The organism is Embleya sp. NPDC001921, assembly GCF_053594475.1.
Genome location: NZ_JBSFEO010000035.1, coordinates 1 through 20,899, shown reverse-complemented (window position 1 = coordinate 20,899; position 20,899 = coordinate 1). Strand labels below are relative to the sequence as shown.

Here is a 20,899-nt window from a genome sequence, read left to right as displayed (position 1 = left end):
CGATGACTTCGGGTTCACGATAGCGCTGACGGACCGTCAGATCCCAGGGGCTCCGGAATACACCTTGCGAGGTGTTCGGGTTCGGCCCGGCGATCACAATGCGGGGAATGACGGCATGGTCGTCCGCTTTGTGGATAGCGTCGAGGTCTGCTGCGAACGAGTACGGAGATCACCGTGGGACCGGATCAATTCTGTCTGGTGTTGTTGCGACGCATGGGCGATTACCAACCCGACCTGGTCGCCGACGCCGTCCGCGAGTTGGAGTTCACCCGCACCCGGATGCGCGAGGTCAACGCGCAGTGGCAGCGCATGGTGCGCTCCCGCTCGGTCGGCGGCTCGGGCCGCGCGTACCGGGCCGCGCTCGGCGAACCGGCCGGCCGGGCCGAGCGCAGGATCGGGGATCTCACCGCCGACGCGCAGTGGTGGGTGTTGCCGCTGTGGCCGAAGTTGCGCTTCGAGGTGCTCACCGGCCCCGACGGGCGGGTCTGGCAGGAATGGCTGGTCAGAGCCGATCCCGCCGGCATTCCGCCCGTCGAGACGGTGGCCGACCTGCGGCCGTGGGAGTTCGTCATCGGCGACGTCGCCCACGCGTTCCCGCACCTGCGCCATGTGGAGGGGTCGGCGCCGAGTCGGTGGGGCAGCTTGATCACCGAGGGTGAGGAGACCTACCGCCTGGACTTCGTCTGGGGCCTCCTCCAAAACGTCACCCGCCTCGACGCGGCGGCCGACCCGACGATCCCGGCCGAGCAGGCGGGGTAGCTACGCGGCGGACTACCTCGTCGTGTCGGCGTCCGTCGTCGCGCCGAACGCCCTCCCCGGGCGGAGCCGGGGAGGGCGCGGCGCCGGTCGGGTGGGACCGGGTCGACCGACCGCCGCCGTCGGAGGCCGCGTCGCCGCCTCACCCGTCGAAGCGCACCCGTAGCGACTCCGGTCCGCGAAGCGCCGTACCGAGCAGGCCCCGGATCCGGGTCGGCTCGGTGAGTCGCATCGTCGGCAGGCGTTGCAGCAGCACCTTGAGCGCGGCCCGGATCTCGGCGAGCGCGAGCCAGGTGCCCAGACACACGTGCGGGCCGTCGCCGAAGGCGAGCGTCGGCCGGACCCGGCGGCCGATGTCGAACACGTCGGGGTCCGGGTAGTGCGCCGGGTCCCGGTTCGCCGCCGTGATGGCGAAGATCAGCGGGGTCTCCGCCGGTATGTCCAGCCCCAGACCCTGCCAGTCGCGGACCGGCGCGGGGCAGATCCGGGGCAGCAGTCCCACCGGCGGCTCCCAGCGCAGCGACTCCTCGACCGCCCACTCCAGTTCCGTGTCCGGGTCGGCCAGCACCCGCGCCATCTGCTCGGGGTGGGTGAGCAGCGCGTACAGGGCGTTGCCCAGGCCCAGGTAGGTGGTGTCGGCGCCGGCCGGGAAGAGCAGCCGCAGGAAGGACAGGATCTCCTCGTCGGTGAGCCGGCGGCCCTCGGCCTCGGTACCGGCCAGCGTCGAGAGCAGGTCGTCGCCCGGGTCCATCCGGCGGCGCGCGACGATCGGCGTGACGTACTCGGTGAACTCGCGCGACGCGCGCTCGGCCGCGTCCGGCGCCATCGGGAAGTGGAACAGGTCGACGGCCCAGCGGCGGAAACGTTCCTCGTCGTCGACCGGCAGCCCGAGCAGGCGGGTGATCACCTGGACCGGGTAGCCGTGCGTGAACTCGGTGACCAGGTCGGCCTCTCCACGCGCCTCGAAGCGGTCGACGAGTTCATGCGCGAGGGGTTCCAGGATCGCCTCGACCTGGTCGGTGACGATCCTGCGGCGGAAGGCCGGCACCACGAGCTTGCGGTTGATCCGGTGCTCGGCGCCGCGCATGCACTGGATGGTGTGCCCGAGCACGGGTTCGGTGGTCGCGGAGTAGATCGCGGACGCGGGGAACGACTCCTCGTCCTTGAACGCCGCACTCACCAGATCGTGGGTCAGGAACATCACCGCGCGCGTCCCCAGAAACGGCACGATCGCGTACGGCTTCCGCGCCCGAGCCGCCGCGATCAACTCGTGCGCGTCGGGGATGTCGTCGAAGGCGAAGTCGTATCCCTCGATGTCGAAGGGCGCGTCCAAGTCACGCACCATATGCACATCGCTCATCCGGACTCCCTGGTCAGCCCTCGGCGCCGCCTCGCAACCACCTGGTATCGATGGGCGGTTGACGAATATTCGTCGCCGAAGTGACGTATATTCATTGACTCTAGGCATGACGTCGAGCCCGGACAAGAGGCCCCCATGGTTGCTTCACCACCCACCGATCGGGTCGTGGCCGTCGTCGAGTTGATCGCCGCCGCGCCGATCGGATTGAGCGTGTCGGAGGTGGCCGCGCGCCTGGACCTGAACCGGTCCACGGCGACCGCCGTGCTCGCCGCCTTGGAGACGCCGGGGTGGGTGCAGCGCGGGGCCGATCGGCTCTACACGCTCGGGCCGGGTCTGCTGGCGGTCGCCGACGCGGTACACGCGCGGGTTCGGCCGCCGGGCGATACGGCGGAGGTGTTGGCGGGGCTCGCGGAACGGGTCGGCTGCGGGGTGGCGTTGTCCCTGGTCGGCGCGGACCACGTGGTCTTCCTCGTGGTGGAGCCGGGTCCGGGGCGGGTGCCGGCGGGGATCGAGGTGGGCACCCGGCTTCCGCTGCGACCACCCGCGGGCGCGTCGGTGATGCCGTGGCGACCGGCCGCCGAACGGGCCGCGTGGCTCGCCCACGCCCCGGAGTTGGCGCCGGCCCTGGACACGATCCGGGCCCACGGGGTCGCCGCGTGGCGCCCACACACCGACTCGACGGAACTGCTGGCCGTTCTGCGGGACGTGGTGGGCCTGCTGGACGAACACCCGGGCCGGACCGCCCTCCGCGAACGCGTCCGCACCCAACTCGCCTCGATCAGCGCCCACCCGTACACGGACGCCGAGTTGACCTCGGACCAACCCCTCCCCCTGAGCTACCTGGCCGCCCCCGTCCGCGACTCCCGGGGCCGCCCGACGCACGAACTGCAAATCGGGCCCCTACGCAATGCCGTAGGCCCGGCGGAGCGCCAGACCTACATCACGGAGCTGCGCGCGACTGCGGCCCACCTGTCCACGATGGGCCACTCCCGGCACGTCGACGCCTCGGACTCGGGCCCACGCCGTTGAACGCTCGGTAACACTGCCATGATCATCATCATGGGTATCCGCATCTCACCGGCCGAGGTGGGCGACTACCACCGGGTCCTGGCCGACCACCCCCGCTATTGGGGCGAACGCGATCTCCGATCGCTGCATCTGCTCGCACTGATACAGGAGTTCGGCGCGACCTGCCTGGTCGCCCGAGCCGAGGACGGTATCCGTGGGTACGTCTTCGGATTCGTCACCCCGGAAGGCACCGGCTACGTACACCTGATCGCTACGCGGAACGACGCTCGCGGCACCGGTCTCGGACGTCGCCTGTACGCGGCGTTCGCCGAAGCGGCCGAACGTCAGGGCGCACGGCGTTTGAAGGCGATCACGTCGGTCGAGAACACCGGCTCGATCGCCTTCCATCGCAGCCTCGGCTTCGACGCGAGGATCATCGACGACTACAACGGCCCCGACCAGCCGATGGCCGTCTTCCACCGAGACCTCCCGTTCGACGTCTCGCCCTCCCGACCGACCGGCCCTCGCTCGTAGTTGCGCTCCGAACCGTCACTGCTTGGGCCCTGACATCATCGGCCGTGCGGACGGGAAGCAGGACACCCCGTCGCTCGCGGTCAAGGTGACGGGGCGCCCGAAGCGCGAATTACACGCGCAAGGATGCCGTCAGGGCCTCCCAAGAGGATGCGTCGACAATAAGGTGCCCAACGCTCGGATCCTTACTATCGCGCACTACCGCACCACCCTTGATCGACCCTGCCGCTTCGACACATTCATTCGTGGCACCGCTATAGCTGCTCTTGCGCCATGCGCCGACCACGGCATCGAATGAGAACACGATTCACCTCTATTAGAGTTTCGCGATTGCTTGTCGGATTGCATTTTGAGATGCTTCCGGATCCAGGGCCGAGGACCTGAGCTTATCGTAAACCAGCGTGTAGAAATCGGTTTCGGTCTGCTTCTCTACGTACAGAGAGCTTGTCAGATTCTCCAGAAACACGACGTCCGTATCCCCTACCATCGGGAATCCGAAGATGATGAACGGCCCACTCATCCCCGCGTGAGCTCCGGCACTCATAGGCAGTATCTGAACATCGACATTAGGTCGCACCGATAGATCCAGAAGCCGATCGAGCTGGGCCTTCATCACACTTGCACCACCGACCGGGGCAAGGATCGCGGGCTCGCAAATGATTGCGCTCACGCGGACAACCGGGTCGGTCTTTTCCAAGACGCCCTGTCGTGCCATGCGGACTTCGAGAAGCGTCTCCGTCGTCGCCGGATCGATGGCGGCCGGATTAGCGGAGTGAACTGCTCGGGCGTATTCTTCAGTCTGAAAGAGACCGGGAATTAGCAAAGTCTGGAAACCTCGGATATAACTCGCCGCTGCTTCCAGCTCGATTACGTCCGCATAAGACGAGGGCAGCGTGTCGCTGTAATCCTGCCACCAACCACGCTTGGCGCCTTCCCGAGCGAGCGCTTCCAGCGTCGTCCGGATATCGGCATCGTCTACGCCGTATAGGTTGAGCAGTTCCCTGACATCGCGAGCCCGAACACCGGAACGCCCGTTTTCAATGCGGCTGATCTTGGTCTTGTGGCACTCAAGGACCACCGCGGCGTCGTCCAGCGTCCGCCCCACCCCTTCCCGCAGCCGCCGTAGCTCTGATCCCAGACGTCGCCGACGCACTGTCGGGTTCTGCTCAATCGGCACGCACCCACCTCCATGTGCGGATCAGTCTGCCGTCTCGCAGACGGAGGAGACAGCGAGAAGTGACATAGGACGTTCTCAAGTACACATGTTGCACTTCAGCACTGATTCAGTGCACGCTACGTACAGCGACATCACCGACACTCACTGGTGATCTTGTGAGCCGGTCGCGCCCCGTCGCGCGGCCGATCCGTCGCGCCTTGAACTGCCCCGGCGTCGGTCTCGGTCGCGCGTGGTCCCGGCGCCGGGGCGCGTGGTCTTGCAAGGGAGTGGCATGACGAAATCGATGCATCCGCCCGGTGGGGTGCGGACGTTGAGCGTGGATCAGTACGCCATTCGGCGGTGGATCATCCGTCGGGTTCGTGCTCGGTATCCCCGGTTGGTCGTTCGGGGTGCACCTCGTGGGCGGTTGTCGTGAGCCGTGGGGCGGGGTTCGTGGTCGGTGTGGACGGGGAAGCCGTGCCGATCGTCGTGGCACGGGAGTTGCCCCCGCGAGAACAGCCCGAACCCTTGCGCCACTCCGTCGGCGACTGGGTCGCACCGCGTCCCGGGCTCGGCCACGACGCCCACCCCGCCGGATGCGTCGAAAGGGCCGAGGACTCCGCCGGGCTCGACAACGACCAAGTGGTCATGGTGTGTCCGCCGACCGGCACGCCGTACCTGCTGAAGGGCTCCGAGTTGTACCGGGTCAAGTCGCCACGTTGACCCTCATGTTCGCTCCGCCCGGACGCCTGGGAAGGACACCGGGCGGTGTTCGCACCATCCGAGCACTACCGACGCGCAAGGTGGGGCACATGGCAGACGACGAATACGAAATCACAGGTGGGAACGCGAACTGCGCGCACGAGTGGTGGCACTGGTCGGGGGAAGACCGCTGCCGAAAGTGCCCGGCGGTCAGCAGGAAGAAGTAGACGATCGGACCCCGTGACCGAAGCGAAAGGCAACCCATGGAACGCCGCTGGACATGGACCGAACTACCCGACACGGTCCGGGCGGACATCGAGACGGTCACGGGGCCCGTACGCACCGCGGAACCACCCGGCGAGGGCCTGACATCACCCTTCACGGCCGTGCTGCGAGCCCCCGGGCGCAGGGTGTTCGTCAAGGGCACGCCGACCACGAACGGCAAGGCCCTCGACCACCAACGACGGGAGGCATTGGCCGCCCCCTCGGTCGGCGGACGTGTCGCCCCGACCCTGCTCGCCCACCTCACGCCGCCCGGCTGGGACGTACTGCTTTTCACGCACGTACAAGGCCGCTACGCCGACGTCTCCCCCGGCGGATCCGACCTGTCGCCCCTCGCCTACGCGTTGAGCCGAGCCGGCCGCGTACGCCCGCCGCACGGACTCGCCCTGCCCTGTCTCGCGGACCGTTGGGCCGAACACCTCACACCGACCGAACGCGCCCTCCTCGGCGGAACACACCTGCTGCACACCGACCTGAACCCCTGGAATGTGCTCATCGAAGACGACAGCGCCGGCGGACGCGCCTACTTCGTGGACTGGGGGATGTCTGCCATCGGTCCCGCCTGGGCCGAACTCGCTTACGTATACCTGCTGTTGCTGTGGTCGGATCACACCACCGAATCCGCACACGCGTGGCTGCGCGGATTCCCGGCATGGCGCGCGGCATCCAACGCCGGCATCCGCGCCTTCGTCACCGGAGCGACCGCGGAAGCGAACGCCCGAGACCTACCCGACCAAGCCCAACGATGGAAATCGCTACTCGCCCGGTAACGACCCCGTCGTGACCCACCCATGAAAGAAGCCCCGGCGACCGCTGGAACGGTCCCGGGATCGGCCGACAGCTTACGAGGAGCTGACGACGTGACCCACTTTATCGCGGCCGTTTTCGGATGGCTGCGCCGACGACGCACCCCGCCGACGCCGGACGGGCAGCCCGCCCGACCTACCGCGCCGAAGCGCCCTCGACCGAGCCGTCCCGCCAACCCGAAGCCGCAGACCCACCCCCAGTGGCGCACCTTCGTACCACGCGCCCCCTCCCCCGTCGCGGACGACGGCCCGCCCGTGCAGGACTCGGCGACGGTCGTCCCGCCGTACCTGATGACGCCCCGAGAAGTCGACGAGCGCAGGCGCAAGATCGCCCAAGCCAGACAGGCACACCTCGCCGCCGCGGTCCCGGACCCCACCCCCCGACCCGCGTCCCACCGCCGCCCCCGCCCGGCCCGTGGCGCGGGGGCGACAGCGTGATCCCCGCGCCGCCCCACCGCTGCCGCTGACACGACGGACACGCACGCCGGTCCCGAGTCCCACCCGGGACTCGGGACCGGCGGCGGTGCGTTCCGGACCGACGCGGGATCTCACGCGACCCGCTGCGCCACGCGCGTGTCGACCTCGTCCTCCCTGGCCGTGGGCAGATCACGCTGATGGGCCAGCGGCGAGAAGAGCAGGATCAGGGCCGCGGCCGGGATGGCCACCGCCATCACCCAGACCGTGGGACGGACCCCGATCGTCGAGCCCAGGGTGCCGGCCAGGACCGCGCCCAGCGGGATCGTGCCGTAGTTGACGAACTGCATGCTCGCGGTCATCCGACCCAGCAACCGCGGCGGGCAGTAGCGCTGTTGGAAGCCCGCCTTGATCACGTTGCCCGCCACGACGCCGGCCACCATCGCGAAGTTGCCCACCACGAACAGCACGAGCCGTACGCCCCCACCGGTCAGCGGCATCAGCAGGACAAGCACCGGCAGGCCCAACTCGAACACGATCGTGGCCCGCGCGGTGCCGATCCGTGCCGCGACCCGGCGCCCGACGAACGCCCCCGCGACGCCCCCGAGCGAGCCGATCGCGATCAGGCCGCCGACCACTCCGGGACTGACCCCCACGGTCCGGACCAGGAACACCACCTGGATCGATTGCAGCCCGACCAGACCGAGGTTGGACGCGCCACCGAACAGCGCGAACGTACGCAGCCACCGGTCGTGCGCGACCAGCCGCAGACCCTCGCCGATCTCGCGGACCAGCGAACGCCCGGCCCCCGAGTCGTCGGCCGCCCCGGCCGCTCCGGCCGCCCCGTCCGGCTCGTGCGGCGGTTCGCGGTGCCGGATGCCCAGCAGACACGTGAACGAGGTCAGGAACGTGCCCGCGTTGACGAACATCCCGTTGACCGCGCCCACGAGTTGCGCGATCAGGCCGCCCGCGCCGACCCCCGCGATCTGCGCGGCGGACGCGCTGCCGTGCAGCTTGCTGTTGCCCTCGGCCTGGTCGGCGGGCCCCAGCAGGCTCGGCAGGTAGGCGGTGTACGCGGTCTGGAAGAAGACCGCGGACACCCCGGTCGCGAGCGTGATCACCAGCAGCAGACCGACACTCAACAACCCCGCGAAGTGCGCGAGCGGTACCGCCAGGAACAGCGCGCAGGAAGCCGCCGCGGCGCCGAGCATGATCGGACGACGCGCTATTCGGTCCACCCACACGCCCACCGGCAGCCCGATCAGCAGCCACGGCAACCACGCCGCCGCGCTGAGCAGGCCGACCTGGAACGTGCTCGCGTCCAGCGTGGAGACCGCGATCAGCGGCATCGAGACGCTGGTGACCGAGGCGCCGAACTTGCCCGTGGTCTCACCGAACCACAACAGGCGGAAGTCACGGTGTCGGCGCAGCAGTCCACTCATGTCGATTCCTGGGATCGGCGCGGAAGGGCCTGGTACTGGAGCACCACCGTGATCGCGCCGGGCTGCTCCGGTGCTTGCGTGTACTCGCTCACGAGCGCGACCACACGATCGTTGAGCTCGGCCATCTGATCGGCCGTCAGGCGCGCGCCGCTCCAGTCCGAGACGGCTCGGGCCCGCACCCATTCGGGGCCCATCTCCTGGGCGTCGGCGTACGTGGCCACCATGCGCTCGGCCTGCTGCCGCAGGGCCTCGTCCTCGTAGACCGCCAGCGCGCCGCTCGTCTCCGGGTCGTCCCGGAAGTCGCTGGTGTTGAGCTGGCGCGGGTTGTAGACGGCCCGCCACCAGCGCTCGCGCTTGGTGCCTCGGTCGGGGTCGTCCTCGATGAAGCCGTGCTCGGCCAGCGTGCGCAGGTGCCAACTGACCGTGCCGGTGCTCTCGCCGAGTCGCGCGGCGAGATGGGTGGCGGTCGCGGGGCCGTCCAGCTTGAGAAGTTCGACGATGCGCATGCGTAGCGGGTGGGCCAGGCCACGCAGGCTGCGGGCGTCCATCCGCGGAAGTGGATTGGGCATGACCCGACTCTAATATGCAGAGACTTCTCTGCAAAGGACTCTTGGCAAAGAAGTCTCTGCAAATGGTTCTCTGCAAGTGTCGCGACGGGTCGCCCGAGCCGAGCCGACCGTTCCGAGTCGAGCCGACCGAGCCGAGTCGAGTCGAGTCGAGTCGAGTCGAGCCGAGCCGACCAATCCGATCGACCGATCCGAGCCGACCGATCCGAGTCGGCCGATAGCCGCCCGACCTCAGGGCACGCCGTCGTCCAGAGCCACCGGCCCCGGCGACGGCGTGCAACACGGCTCCCCCGGCCCCCCGGGCACCCCGGGCACCTCGCTCGGCCCCGGCACCACGGGCGCCGTGGGACTGATCGGCACCGGGACCGGGGTCGGCCGCGGCCCGTCCGAGTCGTGGGTGAGGTGCAGGACGAGGGTCGCCACCAGGCCGATCACGATCACGGCCACGCCGACGAGGGCCTGGACGGTCTCGCGGTGCGGGCGGCGTCGTTTCTCGGACATAGCGCCACGTTAGGCATGTTCGGGGTGCGCCGGCAGGCATGGCACACGACTTTCGACGGAGGTGTCGCGACCCGGCGGGTCGGTACCGTCGCGAGCATGCGCACCACCCCCGCCGCCTGGGCCGCCGACCTGGCCCTGTGGACCCTGCTCGGCATCGGCATGCTGACCGTCAACCCACCGCTGCCGCTGTCCGCCACGCACGCCGCGACGCTGGCGATCTGCCTGGTCGGCGGCGCCGTGCTGGGCCGGGCGTATCCGCCCGCCGCGCTCGCGCTGACCGTGTTCATGGCCCAGCTCGACTCCCGCTGCTACGCCGCCGTGGCCCTCGCCGCGTTCCTGGCCGGGCGGCGCTCCGCGGACGGACCGGGCCTACCCGGGCGGCTGGTCTCGGTGCTGGTGCCGGCCGCGCTCGGAGCCTGGATCGAGTCGCCGAGCACGGCCGAACTCGCGGTGCTGCCCGCCGAACTGCTGGGCCTGGCGGCGGTGCCCTGGCTGATCGGGCGGTACCGCTACCAGTGGGTCGCGCTGCACCGACGCGGCTGGGAGCAGGCCGCACGGCTGCAACGCGAGCGGGATCTGGTCGAGGAACGCACCCGGCTGCGCGAACGGGCCCGGATCGCCCAGGACATGCACGACTCGCTCGGCCACGACCTGAGCCTGATCGCGCTGCGCGCCGCGGCCTTCGAACTCGACGCGACGCTCACCGACGCGCAGCGCGAACGGGCCGGCCAACTGCGGGCCGGCGCGGGTGCGGCGACCGAGCGGCTGCACGAGATCATCGGCGTGTTGCGGGAGAACGACGAACCGGCGCCGGTGGACCCGGTGCACGAGGACCTGGACACCCTCGTGGCGCGCTGCCGCGCCTCGGGCATGGTGATCCGCCACACGGTCGAGCCGGCCCCCGAGCCGACCGCCGAACCGGTCGCGCTGCCGCCGATGGTCGATCTCGCGCTGCACCGGATCGTGCGCGAGTCACTGACCAACGCGGCCAAACACGCGCCGGGCGCGGTGGTGCGGATCACGGTCACCCACGGCCGCGAACGCACCACCGTCGAGATCGCCAACGGCCCCGCCCCGCGTCCGCCCGAGTCCGCGCCGGTCGGCAGCGGCCACGGCCTGGTCGGGATGCGCGAGCGGGCCCGACTCCTGGGCGGCACGCTGACCGCTGCGCCGGACGCGGACGGGTTCCGGGTGCTGGCCCACCTCCCGCACCACGCCGCACCGGCCCGCTCGGACACCACCAACCACGTGGAACAGGGCCGGCGCATCCGCCGCCGGTTCGTCAAGACGCTGGTGTGGACCGGCGCGGGCGTGCTGCTCGCCGGATCGGCGTACGCGCTGACCACCCAGGGCGAGTCGGTGGCGCCGCGCGACTTCGACCGCATGCGGATCGGCCAGACCCGCGCCGAACTGGCCTCGATGTTGCCGGACGACCAGAGCGACCACCGCCCGGAGCGGGAGCCGCCGATCCCGACCGGCGCCGCGTGCGAGTACTACCCGAACGGCGACTTCCTGCCGAGCCGGCTGTTCCGCCTGTGCTTCGTCCGCGGCGTGCTGGTCGCCAAGGACGACGTGCCGCTCGAACAGCGACGCGGCCGGGACGACACACACTGACGAACCGAGCCGGACCGGCCCGCTCCACCCCATCCCACGCACCCCATCGCACCGCACCGCACGCCACCGCACACCACCCACGCACCCACGCACCCACCCGAGGAGCCACCGCGTTGAGCACCACCGAGCAGTCCACGACCACCATCCGGGTCCTGATCGCCGAGGACGAGCGGCTGATCCGCACCGGCGTGCGGATGGTGTTGACCGCCGACCCCGGGATCGAGGTGGTGGCCGAGGCCGCCGACGGCCGCGAGGCGATCGAGCAGGCCCGGCTGTGGCGCCCGGACGTGGTGCTGATGGACATCCGGATGCCGAACCTGGACGGCCTGGCCGCGACCGCCGAACTGCGCCGCGCGGTACCGGATACGGCCGTGGTGATCCTGACCACGTTCGGTGAGGACGAGTACATCGCGACCGCGCTGGACAGCGGCGCCACCGGGTTCCTGCTCAAGTCCGGCGACCCGCGCGAACTGATCGCGGGCGTGCGGGCGGCGGCGGAGGGCGGCGCGTACCTGTCCCCGAAGGTGGCCAAGCGGGTGATCAGCGGGATGGTCCCGGGCCGGCCCGCGCGCGAGGTGGACGCCGGGGCGCGGGTGGCGCTGCTGACCGCGCGCGAGCGGGAGGTCCTGGCGCTGGTCGGCGCCGGCCTGGCCAACGCGGAGATCGGCCGCCGGCTGCACCTGGTCGAGGGCACGGTCAAGACGCACGTGAGCGCGATCCTGGCCCGCCTGGGGGTGCGCAACCGGGTCCAGGCCGCGATCGTGGCCTACGAGGCGGGCATGGTCGACTGAGCGGCGGGCGACACCCGGTGGGAGTCGCCGCCGCCTTCGCGCACCGCGTCGCCCGGCGCCGGGCCCACCCGGTCGCGGCGGACCTGCGCGGACACTCTCCACCTGCGGGTTTCGGCGAGAGGATAACGTGGCGGGCGCGCTGTCCGGGGCATGGTCGAGACCGGTTCCGGGCAGTGGCCCCCTTCCGTGTTCCGCCCATGCCCGTGAGGAAATCCGTGGACAAGCCCGTATTGCTCACCGTCGACGACGATCCGGCCGTATCCCGCGCCGTGGCCCGTGACCTGCGGCGACAGTACGGCGACCGACACCGCGTCGTGCGCGCCGAATCCGGCGCACAGGCCCTGGAGGCACTGGCCGAACTGCACGAGCGGGGCGAGCGGGTCGCGGTGCTGATCGCCGACCAGCGCATGCCGCAGATGGACGGCGTGGCATTCCTGGAACAGGCCGCACACCTGTACCCGCGCGCGAAACGGGTGCTGCTGACCGCCTACGCGGACACCGGCGCGGCGATCCGGGCGATCAACGACGTGGACATCGACCACTACCTGCTCAAGCCGTGGGATCCACCGGAGGAACGCCTGTACCCGGTCCTGGACTCGCTGATCACCGCGTGGGAGACCGCGCCGGTGCCGGACGAGAGCTGGGCCACGGTGATCGGCGCGCGCTTCTCCGCGCCGTCCTTCGAACTGCGCGACTTCCTCGCCAACAACGGCGTGCCCTACCGCTGGTACGACGTCACCCAGGCCGAGGCGCGGCGGTTGATGCGCGAGACCGGCACCACCGAGGCCGACGTGCCGGTGGTGATCGCGCCGGACTCGACCGTGCTGCGGGGCCCGTCCAAGGGCGAACTGGCCGAGTACGTCGGCCTGTCCGTGACCGCCTCCGGCGACCTGTACGACGTGGTGATCGTCGGCGGCGGCCCGGCCGGCCTGGGCGCCGCGGTATACGCGGCCAGCGAGGGGCTGCGCACGCTGCTGGTGGAGCGCCAGGCCACCGGCGGGCAGGCCGGGCAGAGTTCGCGGATCGAGAACTACCTCGGCTTCCCGGACGGCATCTCCGGCTCGCAGTTCATCGGTCGGGCACGCCGTCAGGCGCTCAAGTTCGGCGCCGAGATAGTCAGTACGCGCGATGTGACCGAATTGGGGGTGGAGGGCGAGGTGCGCACCATCTCGTGCGAGGGCGACGTCGTCGCCCGGGGCCACGCGATCGTGCTCGCCACCGGCGTGTCCTACCGCACCCTGGAGGCGCCCGGATTGGCCGAACTCACCGACCGGGGCGTGTACTACGGCGCCGCGCTGACCACCGGCCCGGACACCCGCGACCAGGACGTGTACATCGTCGGCGCGGCCAACTCGGCGGGTCAGGCCGCGGTGTTCTTCGCCCGCTATGCCCGCCGGGTGATCATATTGGTGCGTGGCGCGGGCCTGGAGGCGTCCATGTCGCACTACCTGATCGAGCAGTTGGCGCAGATCCCCAACGTCGAGGTGCGTGTGCGCACCGAGATCACCCACGCGCACGGCACCGGCCGGCTGCGCGAACTCACTTTGCGCGACCGCGACTCCGGCAAGGAGGAGACGGTGCCCGCGTCGTGGTTGTTCGTGTTCATCGGCGCCAGCCCGCGCACCGCGTGGCTGGACGGCAGCGGGGTGCGCCGCGACCGGGACGGCTACATCCTCACCGGCGGCGAACTCCTCGACGACTGCGACGGCGAGCTCGACGGCTGGAATCGACCGCCGTTCGTCCAGGAGACCGCCGTGCCCGGCGTGTTCGCCGCCGGCGACTCGCGCGCGGCCTCGGTCAAGCGGGTCGCCTCGGCGGTCGGCGAGGGTGCGATGACGGTGATGCTGGTGCACCGCTACCTGGACACCCTGAACACCCGGATCCCGCAGACGGAGGGCTCGCGATGAGTGTGTGCGACGTGTTGCCGCCCGAGGAACTGCGCACGCTCTTCCTGTTCGAGAAGCTCGCCGACGAGCACCTGGACTGGCTGTGCGCGCACGGCAAGGTCAAGGCGTTCCCGGCGAACACCACGCTGTACCACGAGGGCGACCCCGGCGAGTGCTTCTTCGTGCTGCTCTCCGGCGAGGTCACCATGAACCGGATGGTGCGCGGCGGCGAGTTGGAGGTGCACCGCTCGTCGATGCGCGGCGCCTACGTCGGCGCCGCGCTCGCGCTGGACGGCGAGGACGACGCGACGCCGGCCGTGCACGCGTACGGCAACACCGCGCGCACGCACGTCGACTCGACCTTCTTCGTGCTGCCCGCCGCCGCGTTGGCGCAGGCCTTCACCGAGTGGTTCCCGATGGCCGCGCACCTGGTCGCGGGCATGTTCCTGGGCGCGCGCCGCAACGGCTCGGCGGTCGGGCAGCGCGAGCGCATGGTGGCCCTGGGCACGCTCACCGCCGGGCTCACCCACGAGTTGGGCAACCCGGCCGCGGCGGCCGAGCGGGCGGCCGCGAACCTGCGTACCCGGCTCGGCGAACTGCGCTCGGCCCGCGCCGAGTTGGCCCACGCGGGCGCGAGCGCCGAGGCGCTGGCGGCGCTGGAACGCCTACAGGAGGAGGTGCTGGCGCACCGGGCCGGCGAGCCGCCTCGGCTGCGCCCGCTGGAGTTCTCCGACCGGACCGACGAAGTGGCCGAGGTCTTCGAGGACCTGGACATCGCGGACGCGTACGAGACGGCGCCGTCGTTCGTGAACGTGGGGCTGTACGAGGACTGGGCCCGGGACGCGGGTGCGGCGCTCGGCCCGGCGGCGCGCCCGGGGCTGACCTGGCTCGCCGCCAACCTGGAGGGCGAGGCGCTGCTCGACGAGGTCGCCGACGCGCTGGGTCGGATCACCGAACTGCTGGCCGCGGCCGGGCAGTACACCCAGATGGACCGGGCCCCGTACCAGGAGACCGACCTGCGCAAGGGCCTGGACAGCACGGTGGCGATGCTGGCCGGCCCGCTGCGCGACATCCGGGTCGAGCGCGAGTACGCCGCGGACCTGCCGAAGATCCAGGCCTACCCGGCCGAGCTCAACCAGGTGTGGACCAACCTGATCGACAACGCCGCGGACGCGATGGGCGGCAAGGGCACGCTGACCCTGCGGGCACACGCGGACGCGGCGTCGGTGGTGATCGAGATCGAGGACAGCGGCCCGGGCATCGCGCCCGACATCCAGGACCGGATCTTCGAGCCGTTCTTCACCACGAAGGCGCTCGGCGAGGGCACCGGCCTGGGCCTGGACATCTCCTACCGGATCATCGTCCAGCGACACGACGGCACGGTGACGGTCGACTCCGAACCCGGGCGCACCACGTTTCGGATCACGCTGCCCAGATAGCACGGGCCGGCCGCGCGCCGTCCCGGGTGGTGCCGGCCGTCGGTCTCGCCGACGAGGGCACCGACGGCCTCACAGACCCAGGACGGCGCGCAGCGCGACGTCAACCCGCTCCATCTCGTCCGGCGCGACATCGCCGAGATAGGTGCCCTGTTCGAACCGGCGATGCCGGGACGTGTACAGGTCGGGAGCGAGCACGACGCCGTTGACCGGCGTGGTGATCCGGACCGTGACCAGCGACTCCTGCCGGTCGCCGATGGTGTCCACCAGCGCGCACAGGGCGGCGCCCGGGTGCAGGGCGGCGACGTGGTCGTTCTGCACGATCATGAAGGTGCGTTCGCGGCCGACGGTGGGGATGGTCCACACCTGGCCGCGCCTCAGCGCCCGCACGGCTCCGCCCCTGTCCGGCCCGAGACGGCGATGGCCGGCAGGCCGCGACGCGCTGCCGGCGTCGGACGGTCGGGGTCGGGGACGAAGCGGTTGCCGGTAGCCATGGCACCAGTCGTACCAGACGCGACGCCACCGGAAATGCCAACGGGGTGCGCGTTCGCCGCCGGCGGAGCGATTCGCCCGATTCACCGGGGGCGCGGCGCACTTGCGCGGGCATCGACCGGCACGGGCCGGGCGGGGTCCGAACGCAACGCTCGCGGACCTCGCACGAACGCTCGGCGGTCCCGTCGCGCAACGCCCGCGCCTTCCGCGCGGGATCCCTCGCGCGAGCGAGGCGGCGGTGGACGATCACCCGCGAGACTGTCGGTACACACCACCCTGGAGTAGGCCGCATGTCCGACCACCTCGCCGAGCCCGGCGCCGACCGGCACGTCCGCGGCCGGGCCAGACACACGCTGGACATCCTGCGGCGGACCGATCCGCGGCTCGTCGACATCCTGATCGCGCTGATGGTGCAGTTCATGGTGTCGCTGCCGTTCCTGGTCGCCTGGCGCTCGCCGTATCGGATCGGGTTCTTCCTGCTGTCCGGAACGGCGATCCCGTTGATCTGGCGGCGCCGGAGGCCGTTCCTGGTGGCGTGCGTGGTCGCGATGTTCGCGGTCCCGGCCTCGTTGCACCATCGACCGGGACAGGCGTTCCAGTTCGGCATGACGATCGCGATCTACACGGTCTTCGCGCTCGGCCGGCGCTGGGAGCGGATCACGGTCGCGGCGATGATCCTGCCGATCACGCTGACCGTCGAGTACGCCAAGCATCAGCCCTCGCAACAGGCCACCTTCGACGTCCTGGCGCTGACCGCGGCCGCCGCCTTCGGCCTGGCCACCCGGCACCGCACCGCGTACATCGCCGGGATCGAGGAGCGCACCCGGCGGTTGGAGCACGAACGCGACCTGGAGATCCGTCGCGCGGACGCCGAGGTGGCCCGCGCCGCCGCGCGCGAACGGGCCAGGATAGCCCGGGACATGCACGACATCCTGGCGCACGCGGTGAGCCTGATGACCGTGCAGGCCGAGGCCGGCCCGGTGGTGGTGCGCAGCGATCCGGCGCGCGCGGAGGCCGCGTTCGACGCGATCGCCGACGCCGGGCGCGACGCGATGGTGCAACTCCGCAGAATCCTGGGCACGCTCAAGGAGGACGCCGAGGCCGGCGCCCGGGCCCCGCAGCCCACCGTCGCCAACATCGCCGACCTGGTCGCCGAGGTCGGCCGGACCGACCTGCGGGTGGTGTACGAGAGCATCGGCGAGCGCCGGCCGCTGCGTTCGGACGCGGAGATCGCCGCGTACCGTGTCGTCCAGGAGGCACTGACCAACACGGTCAGACACGCGCAGGCCACCACGGTGACGGTGCGGCTCGAATGGGGCGAGGACACGATGAGGATCACCATCACCGACGACGGCCGGGGCGGGCGACCGCGCCCGGGCGGCGGGCACGGGCTGGTCGGCATCCGCGAACGGGCGAGCGCGTGCGGCGGCAGTGTGACGGTCGGGCCGCGGGTGACCGGGCCGGGCTTCGAGGTCGCGCTGCGGATCCCGCTCGACGCGGTGCGGGCCCCGTGACGTCGATCCGCGTGGTGGTGGCCGACGATCAGGGCTTGGTCCGCAGCGGCTTCGCGATGATCCTGGACGCGCAGCCGGACATCCGCGTGGTGGCCGAGGCGGGCGACGGCGTGGAGGCGATCGAGGCGGTTCGCGCGCACCGCCCGGACGTACTGCTCCTGGACATCCGGATGCCCAGGATGGACGGCATCGAGGCGGCCCGCGCGGTCTCCGCCGAGGCGCCCGCGTGTCGGATCGTCATGCTGACCACGTTCGACGTGGACGAGTACGTCTACGACGCGCTGTACGCGGGCGCGGCCGGCTTCCTGCTCAAGGACGTGCGGCGGGACGATCTCGTCCACGCGGTGCGGATGGTGGCGAGCGGAGAGGCGCTGCTCGCGCCTTCGGTGACCCGGCGGCTGATCGCCGACTACACCCGTCGGCTGCCGCGTACGGAGGCCCCGGCCGAGCCGTCGGAGCGGCTCGCGGTGTTGACCACGCGCGAGCGGGAGACGATGCGCTGCCTGGCCCTGGGCATGTCCAACGCGGAGATCGCCGAGGCGCTGGTGGTCAGCGAACACACGGTGAAGACGCACGTCAGCAGCATCCTGGGCAAGCTCGGGCTGCGGGATCGGGTGCACGCGGTGATCTGCGCGTACGAGACCGGGCTGGCCGTTCCGGGCACGGCCTGAAGGCTCCTCCCTTCGGAGCGGGCGGCGCGTCCACGGAGTCCGCCCGACCGTTTCGGGCCCGGCCCGCGTGCTCGCGCGAGCGGTGCGCGGGCCGGTTACTCGCTCGCTCGGGTGAGGCGCGAAGGGTTTCTCCGTCCTACAGGGGGAGTACGCGGGGCGGCGGAAACGGTTCGTTCAGTGGATGCGCCGGACCGCCCCCACAGCGAATCCTGGTGGGGCCCGAGGGACTGTCCCGTCGGGCGCTTCGAACGGGGGAGCGCGCCATGAGCGATGTCCTACAGCAGTCGAGCACCGAGCTCTACCTGCGGTTGAGCGACTGCACGATGCGTGTGGGCAAGGGGTCGCGCGGGCGACCGGCGCTCGAGGTGTACACGGGGTACCGGCTGATCGACGTGGCCGTGGCCGGGACCGCGCTGGGTCGCACGCTGCTGCGCGGCGCGCTGCGCTCCGGACGCGGCGAGCCGCCGTGGGCGCTCGCGTGGGGTGTGCTGCCGAACGACGGCGTACCCCCGCGAGTCGAGTTCCGCCGCGGCCGGTTCATCCTCCCGGCCCCGGCAACGATCTTCGCCGAACGCTTCTGGGTGGCCACCGTCCCCGGCACCTACCGCTCCCTGACGGTCAATACCGACGACACCACCCCCACCGAGGGCGGCCGCCTCACCCGCATGCGCACCCCACGCCTGTGACCGCCCCCCACGCACACCCCGTGCCGCATAACCCATGAAGCACCCCCAACGATCGGCCACACCCCCAAGCCCGACCCCGAACCGCCGACACGTCGGGCGCGAGGGGCCGAGGCTCGGGTGCCGGGCGGGGGTTGGGGAGGGGGCTCGGCACCCGGGCGTCGGTGGGGGTGGTGGTGTGCTTTGGTCGCGGACCTTTGGGGTGCGGTTGTGCGGGATCAGCTTCCGTGGGCGACCGGGCAGCCGCCGGTGAGCCGGGCGAGGAAGCTGTTGGGGTCGTAGTAGTGCTCGACCTCGACGAGTTTGAGGTCGTCGCTGACCTTGGCCACGCTCATGCCGAACATCTCGATGGTCTCGCCGTTGGGCCGGAAGCCCTTGTACTCGCCGGTGTAGCTGCCCCAGTGCCGCCATTTGAAGGCGACCACGGGCGGCGGGGACAGGACTTCGAGGACCTCCCAGTAGAAGCCCTCGGGGAACGCGGTGTGGAAGATGTGGTGCGAGGACTCGAAGCTCTCCCCGCCCGGCGAATAGAAGATGCTGTCGCCGATCAGGATGTTGTAGCTGCCCCGGTCCACGATGTCCTGCGCACTCGCCCACGGGCCGCCGTTGACGTTCGTGCGGAATCGCTCGGTGACCATGGAGACCCAGGTCTTGGGGTCCTTCTTGTGCGAGACCTCCATTTCGAAGACCTGCACGATGCTCTCGACGATCGCCTCCAGCGAGTCGGGGGCGTGCCGTGTGCTGCGCTGGCCCGGCATCACGGTGTGCGAGAGGTGGTAGTCGGGGGCCTCTTCGCGCCAGTCGCCGGGTGCCGCGGCGGCAACGACGGCGTCCCGTCCCTGAAGCCAGAGCGGAGTCGCGGGGGAAGTCGACACGTGTATTTCCATCCTTCGTTGCCGGCGGCAGCGCTCGGTGGCGCGCGCCGTCCGGAGGGGAACGGGGGCGATCCTGACTGACTGTCAGACCGGGCGCAACCCTCCGTCGCGGCGACCGCCGCGCGCCCGCCGGCCGGATTCGATCGGTGTCGGCGTACGGAATCCGGCCAATCGGAGGGCAGGACCGACTCCCGGGCATACGGGGACTGTTCACGTGTCGACCGACGCTGCGGCGCAGGTGGGCGCGAGGAGGAAGGGCGGCCGGTCGGCGGTCCGGGGTCCCCGGCCGCTCGGCCGGCCGTACGATTCCGGCAGGCCCGAGTGTGCGCAATATTTTGCTTACGGAGCGTCAGTTCGCGGGTACGGCAAGATCGTTCACGTCTCCAGCGGCAACAGCTCGGTGGCGAATTCGTTCAGGAAGGCGATCCACGAGCGCGGTGGGACGGCCGGCCGCACCACGAACTTGCTCACCCCGACCTCGGCGTACCGCCCGATCAGCTCGCGCGCGGCGGCCCAACCGGTGGGTACCAGCTCGGCGAGGTCCACGTCCGGTCGTTGCCGGCGCAGCGCCCCGAACTCGCGGCCCGGCGCGCCGTCGAACGCGACCACCAGGCTCATCCCGTAGTGGTCGTCGTCGACGGTACGCCCGGCTTCGGCCGCGGCGGCCTCGATCGCGCGCCGGGCCGCGCCGGCCTCGTCGGGGGTGAGCGCGGCGCCCAGCCAGCCGTCGGCGAGCCGACCCACCCGGCGCAGCGACTTCGGGCCGTTGCCGCCGAGCCACAGGTCCAGTGGCCGGGTGGGTCGCGGGCGCACGGTGGCGTGTTCGTACCGGTGGTACTTGCCCTCGAAGCAGACGTCGTCGTTGTCGAGCAGGAGGCGGACCACGGTGAGCGCCTCGTCCATCACCTCGCCGCGCGGGCCCGGGATCGGGAACAGCGGCCGTTCGCGCGCGGTGGCGTGTTGCACGCCGAACACCGGCAGGATGCGGCCCGGCGCGAGCGCGGCCAGGGTGGCGAGTTCCTTGGCCACGGCGACCGGGTTGCGGCCGGGCAGCACGGTGACGCCGCTGCCGAGCTTGAGCCGCTCGGTACGACCGGCCGCGTAGCCGATGCCGACGAGGGGGTCGGGCAGGTCGCCGCCGATCAGGTCGGGCAACCAGAGCGAGTCGACGCCGATGTCTTCCATGTACCGGGCGAGTTCGCCGAACGTCGCGGGGTCGGCGGGGTCGCGCGGGCTCATGCCCACGCCGATGCGAAGTTTCATGGGGTAAGTCTGTTGGGCGACTTCGTCGCCGGCTTCGCTTTTGTTGGGCGACTTCGTCGCCGGCTCGCGAGGCGCCGCTTTTTCTTTCCCCCGCAAGCTCCTCCAAGAAAAAGCGGCGCCTCGCTCGGGGCTTCGTGTCCCTCCGCTTCG

At 71.0% G+C, this 20,899-nt stretch carries 21 protein-coding genes; 12 read left to right on the top strand and 9 right to left on the bottom strand.

The features are described from left to right. Positions 1-174: 174 nt before the first annotated feature. Entirely contained in the window at positions 175-759 is a 585-nt protein-coding gene (locus tag ACWCPW_RS33675) for a hypothetical protein (protein WP_449765351.1), read from the top strand. 139 nt (positions 760-898) lie between these two features. On the opposite strand, the gene ACWCPW_RS33670 is transcribed toward ACWCPW_RS33675, so the two are convergent. Then, positions 899-2,116, bottom strand: coding sequence for a cytochrome P450 (locus tag ACWCPW_RS33670; RefSeq protein ID WP_449765350.1), 1,218 nt, complete (start codon positions 2,114-2,116; stop codon positions 899-901). A 135-nt stretch (positions 2,117-2,251) separates the two neighbouring features. Here ACWCPW_RS33670 and ACWCPW_RS33665 point away from each other — a divergent pair, with 135 nt between their 5' ends. Next, positions 2,252-3,145 (top strand): helix-turn-helix domain-containing protein, encoded by an 894-nt coding sequence (locus ACWCPW_RS33665; protein WP_449765349.1) that lies wholly within the window; start codon positions 2,252-2,254, stop codon positions 3,143-3,145. An 18-nt stretch (positions 3,146-3,163) separates the two neighbouring features. Then, positions 3,164-3,658 (top strand): N-acetyltransferase family protein, encoded by a 495-nt coding sequence (locus ACWCPW_RS33660; RefSeq protein WP_449765348.1) that lies wholly within the window; start codon positions 3,164-3,166, stop codon positions 3,656-3,658. 109 nt (positions 3,659-3,767) lie between these two features. Here the strand turns inward: ACWCPW_RS33660 and ACWCPW_RS33655 are convergent, their stop codons facing one another. Together ACWCPW_RS33655 and ACWCPW_RS33650 are read right to left on the bottom strand one after the other, a co-directional pair. Then, positions 3,768-3,941: a DUF397 domain-containing protein gene (locus ACWCPW_RS33655; protein WP_449765461.1), complete on the bottom strand. Its 174-nt coding sequence runs from the start codon at positions 3,939-3,941 to the stop codon at positions 3,768-3,770. A gap of 30 nt (positions 3,942-3,971) precedes the next feature. Next, the gene (locus ACWCPW_RS33650) at positions 3,972-4,832 is read right to left on the bottom strand and encodes a helix-turn-helix domain-containing protein (RefSeq protein WP_449765347.1); all 861 of its coding nucleotides are present in this window, start codon (positions 4,830-4,832) and stop codon (positions 3,972-3,974) included. A 411-nt stretch (positions 4,833-5,243) separates the two neighbouring features. On the opposite strand from ACWCPW_RS33650, the gene ACWCPW_RS33645 reads away from it, so the two are divergent. After that, entirely contained in the window at positions 5,244-5,534 is a 291-nt protein-coding gene (locus ACWCPW_RS33645; RefSeq protein WP_449765346.1) for a hypothetical protein, read from the top strand. Between the two features lie 242 nt (positions 5,535-5,776). Then, positions 5,777-6,565 carry a phosphotransferase family protein gene (locus ACWCPW_RS33640; protein WP_449765345.1) on the top strand — a complete coding sequence of 263 codons (789 nt, stop codon included), beginning with the start codon at positions 5,777-5,779 and terminating at the stop codon, positions 6,563-6,565. Between the two features lie 584 nt (positions 6,566-7,149). Here ACWCPW_RS33640 and ACWCPW_RS33635 read toward each other — a convergent pair. The 3 genes from ACWCPW_RS33635 to ACWCPW_RS33625 form a co-directional block, all read right to left on the bottom strand. Continuing rightward, positions 7,150-8,457 (bottom strand): MFS transporter, encoded by a 1,308-nt coding sequence (locus tag ACWCPW_RS33635; RefSeq protein WP_449765344.1) that lies wholly within the window; start codon positions 8,455-8,457, stop codon positions 7,150-7,152. Further along, positions 8,454-9,026, bottom strand: a complete 573-nt coding sequence (locus tag ACWCPW_RS33630; RefSeq protein WP_449765343.1) for an ArsR/SmtB family transcription factor — start codon at positions 9,024-9,026, stop codon at positions 8,454-8,456. The genes ACWCPW_RS33635 and ACWCPW_RS33630 overlap by 4 nt, the downstream gene beginning before the upstream one ends. Before the next feature lie 228 nt (positions 9,027-9,254). Then, on the bottom strand, positions 9,255-9,524 hold the full coding sequence (locus ACWCPW_RS33625) for a hypothetical protein (protein ID WP_449765342.1): 270 nt from the start codon (positions 9,522-9,524) through the stop codon (positions 9,255-9,257). Between the two features lie 96 nt (positions 9,525-9,620). Between ACWCPW_RS33625 and ACWCPW_RS33620 the strand changes: the two genes are divergently transcribed. From ACWCPW_RS33620 to ACWCPW_RS33605, 4 genes are all read left to right on the top strand, one after another. Further along, complete coding sequence (locus ACWCPW_RS33620) at positions 9,621-11,138, top strand: sensor histidine kinase (RefSeq protein WP_449765341.1); 1,518 nt, start codon at positions 9,621-9,623, stop codon at positions 11,136-11,138. Between the two features lie 194 nt (positions 11,139-11,332). Continuing rightward, the gene (locus ACWCPW_RS33615; protein WP_449765460.1) at positions 11,333-11,929 is read left to right on the top strand and encodes a response regulator; all 597 of its coding nucleotides are present in this window, start codon (positions 11,333-11,335) and stop codon (positions 11,927-11,929) included. A gap of 197 nt (positions 11,930-12,126) precedes the next feature. Next, positions 12,127-13,836 carry an FAD-dependent oxidoreductase gene (locus tag ACWCPW_RS33610; protein ID WP_449765340.1) on the top strand — a complete coding sequence of 570 codons (1,710 nt, stop codon included), beginning with the start codon at positions 12,127-12,129 and terminating at the stop codon, positions 13,834-13,836. Continuing rightward, entirely contained in the window at positions 13,833-15,254 is a 1,422-nt protein-coding gene (locus tag ACWCPW_RS33605; protein ID WP_449765339.1) for an ATP-binding protein, read from the top strand. The genes ACWCPW_RS33610 and ACWCPW_RS33605 overlap by 4 nt, the downstream gene beginning before the upstream one ends. Positions 15,255-15,323: 69 nt before the next feature. On the opposite strand, the gene ACWCPW_RS33600 is transcribed toward ACWCPW_RS33605, so the two are convergent. Next, positions 15,324-15,641, bottom strand: coding sequence for a type II toxin-antitoxin system PemK/MazF family toxin (locus ACWCPW_RS33600; protein ID WP_449765338.1), 318 nt, complete (start codon positions 15,639-15,641; stop codon positions 15,324-15,326). A gap of 392 nt (positions 15,642-16,033) precedes the next feature. Here ACWCPW_RS33600 and ACWCPW_RS33595 point away from each other — a divergent pair, with 392 nt between their 5' ends. The 3 genes from ACWCPW_RS33595 (at position 16,034) to ACWCPW_RS33585 (ending at position 18,614) form a co-directional block, all read left to right on the top strand. Further along, positions 16,034-17,257: a sensor histidine kinase gene (locus ACWCPW_RS33595; RefSeq protein ID WP_449765337.1), complete on the top strand. Its 1,224-nt coding sequence runs from the start codon at positions 16,034-16,036 to the stop codon at positions 17,255-17,257. Between the two features lie 56 nt (positions 17,258-17,313). Then, entirely contained in the window at positions 17,314-17,928 is a 615-nt protein-coding gene (locus ACWCPW_RS33590; RefSeq protein WP_449765459.1) for a response regulator, read from the top strand. Positions 17,929-18,191: 263 nt separating this feature from the next. Continuing rightward, positions 18,192-18,614 carry a hypothetical protein gene (locus tag ACWCPW_RS33585; protein WP_449765336.1) on the top strand — a complete coding sequence of 141 codons (423 nt, stop codon included), beginning with the start codon at positions 18,192-18,194 and terminating at the stop codon, positions 18,612-18,614. Positions 18,615-18,829: 215 nt separating this feature from the next. Here the strand turns inward: ACWCPW_RS33585 and ACWCPW_RS33580 are convergent, their stop codons facing one another. Further along, positions 18,830-19,486 (bottom strand): ester cyclase, encoded by a 657-nt coding sequence (locus ACWCPW_RS33580; protein WP_449765335.1) that lies wholly within the window; start codon positions 19,484-19,486, stop codon positions 18,830-18,832. A 375-nt stretch (positions 19,487-19,861) separates the two neighbouring features. Then, positions 19,862-20,749, bottom strand: a complete 888-nt coding sequence (locus tag ACWCPW_RS33575) for a TIGR03854 family LLM class F420-dependent oxidoreductase (RefSeq protein WP_449765334.1) — start codon at positions 20,747-20,749, stop codon at positions 19,862-19,864. Between the last annotated feature and the right edge of the window lie 150 nt (positions 20,750-20,899).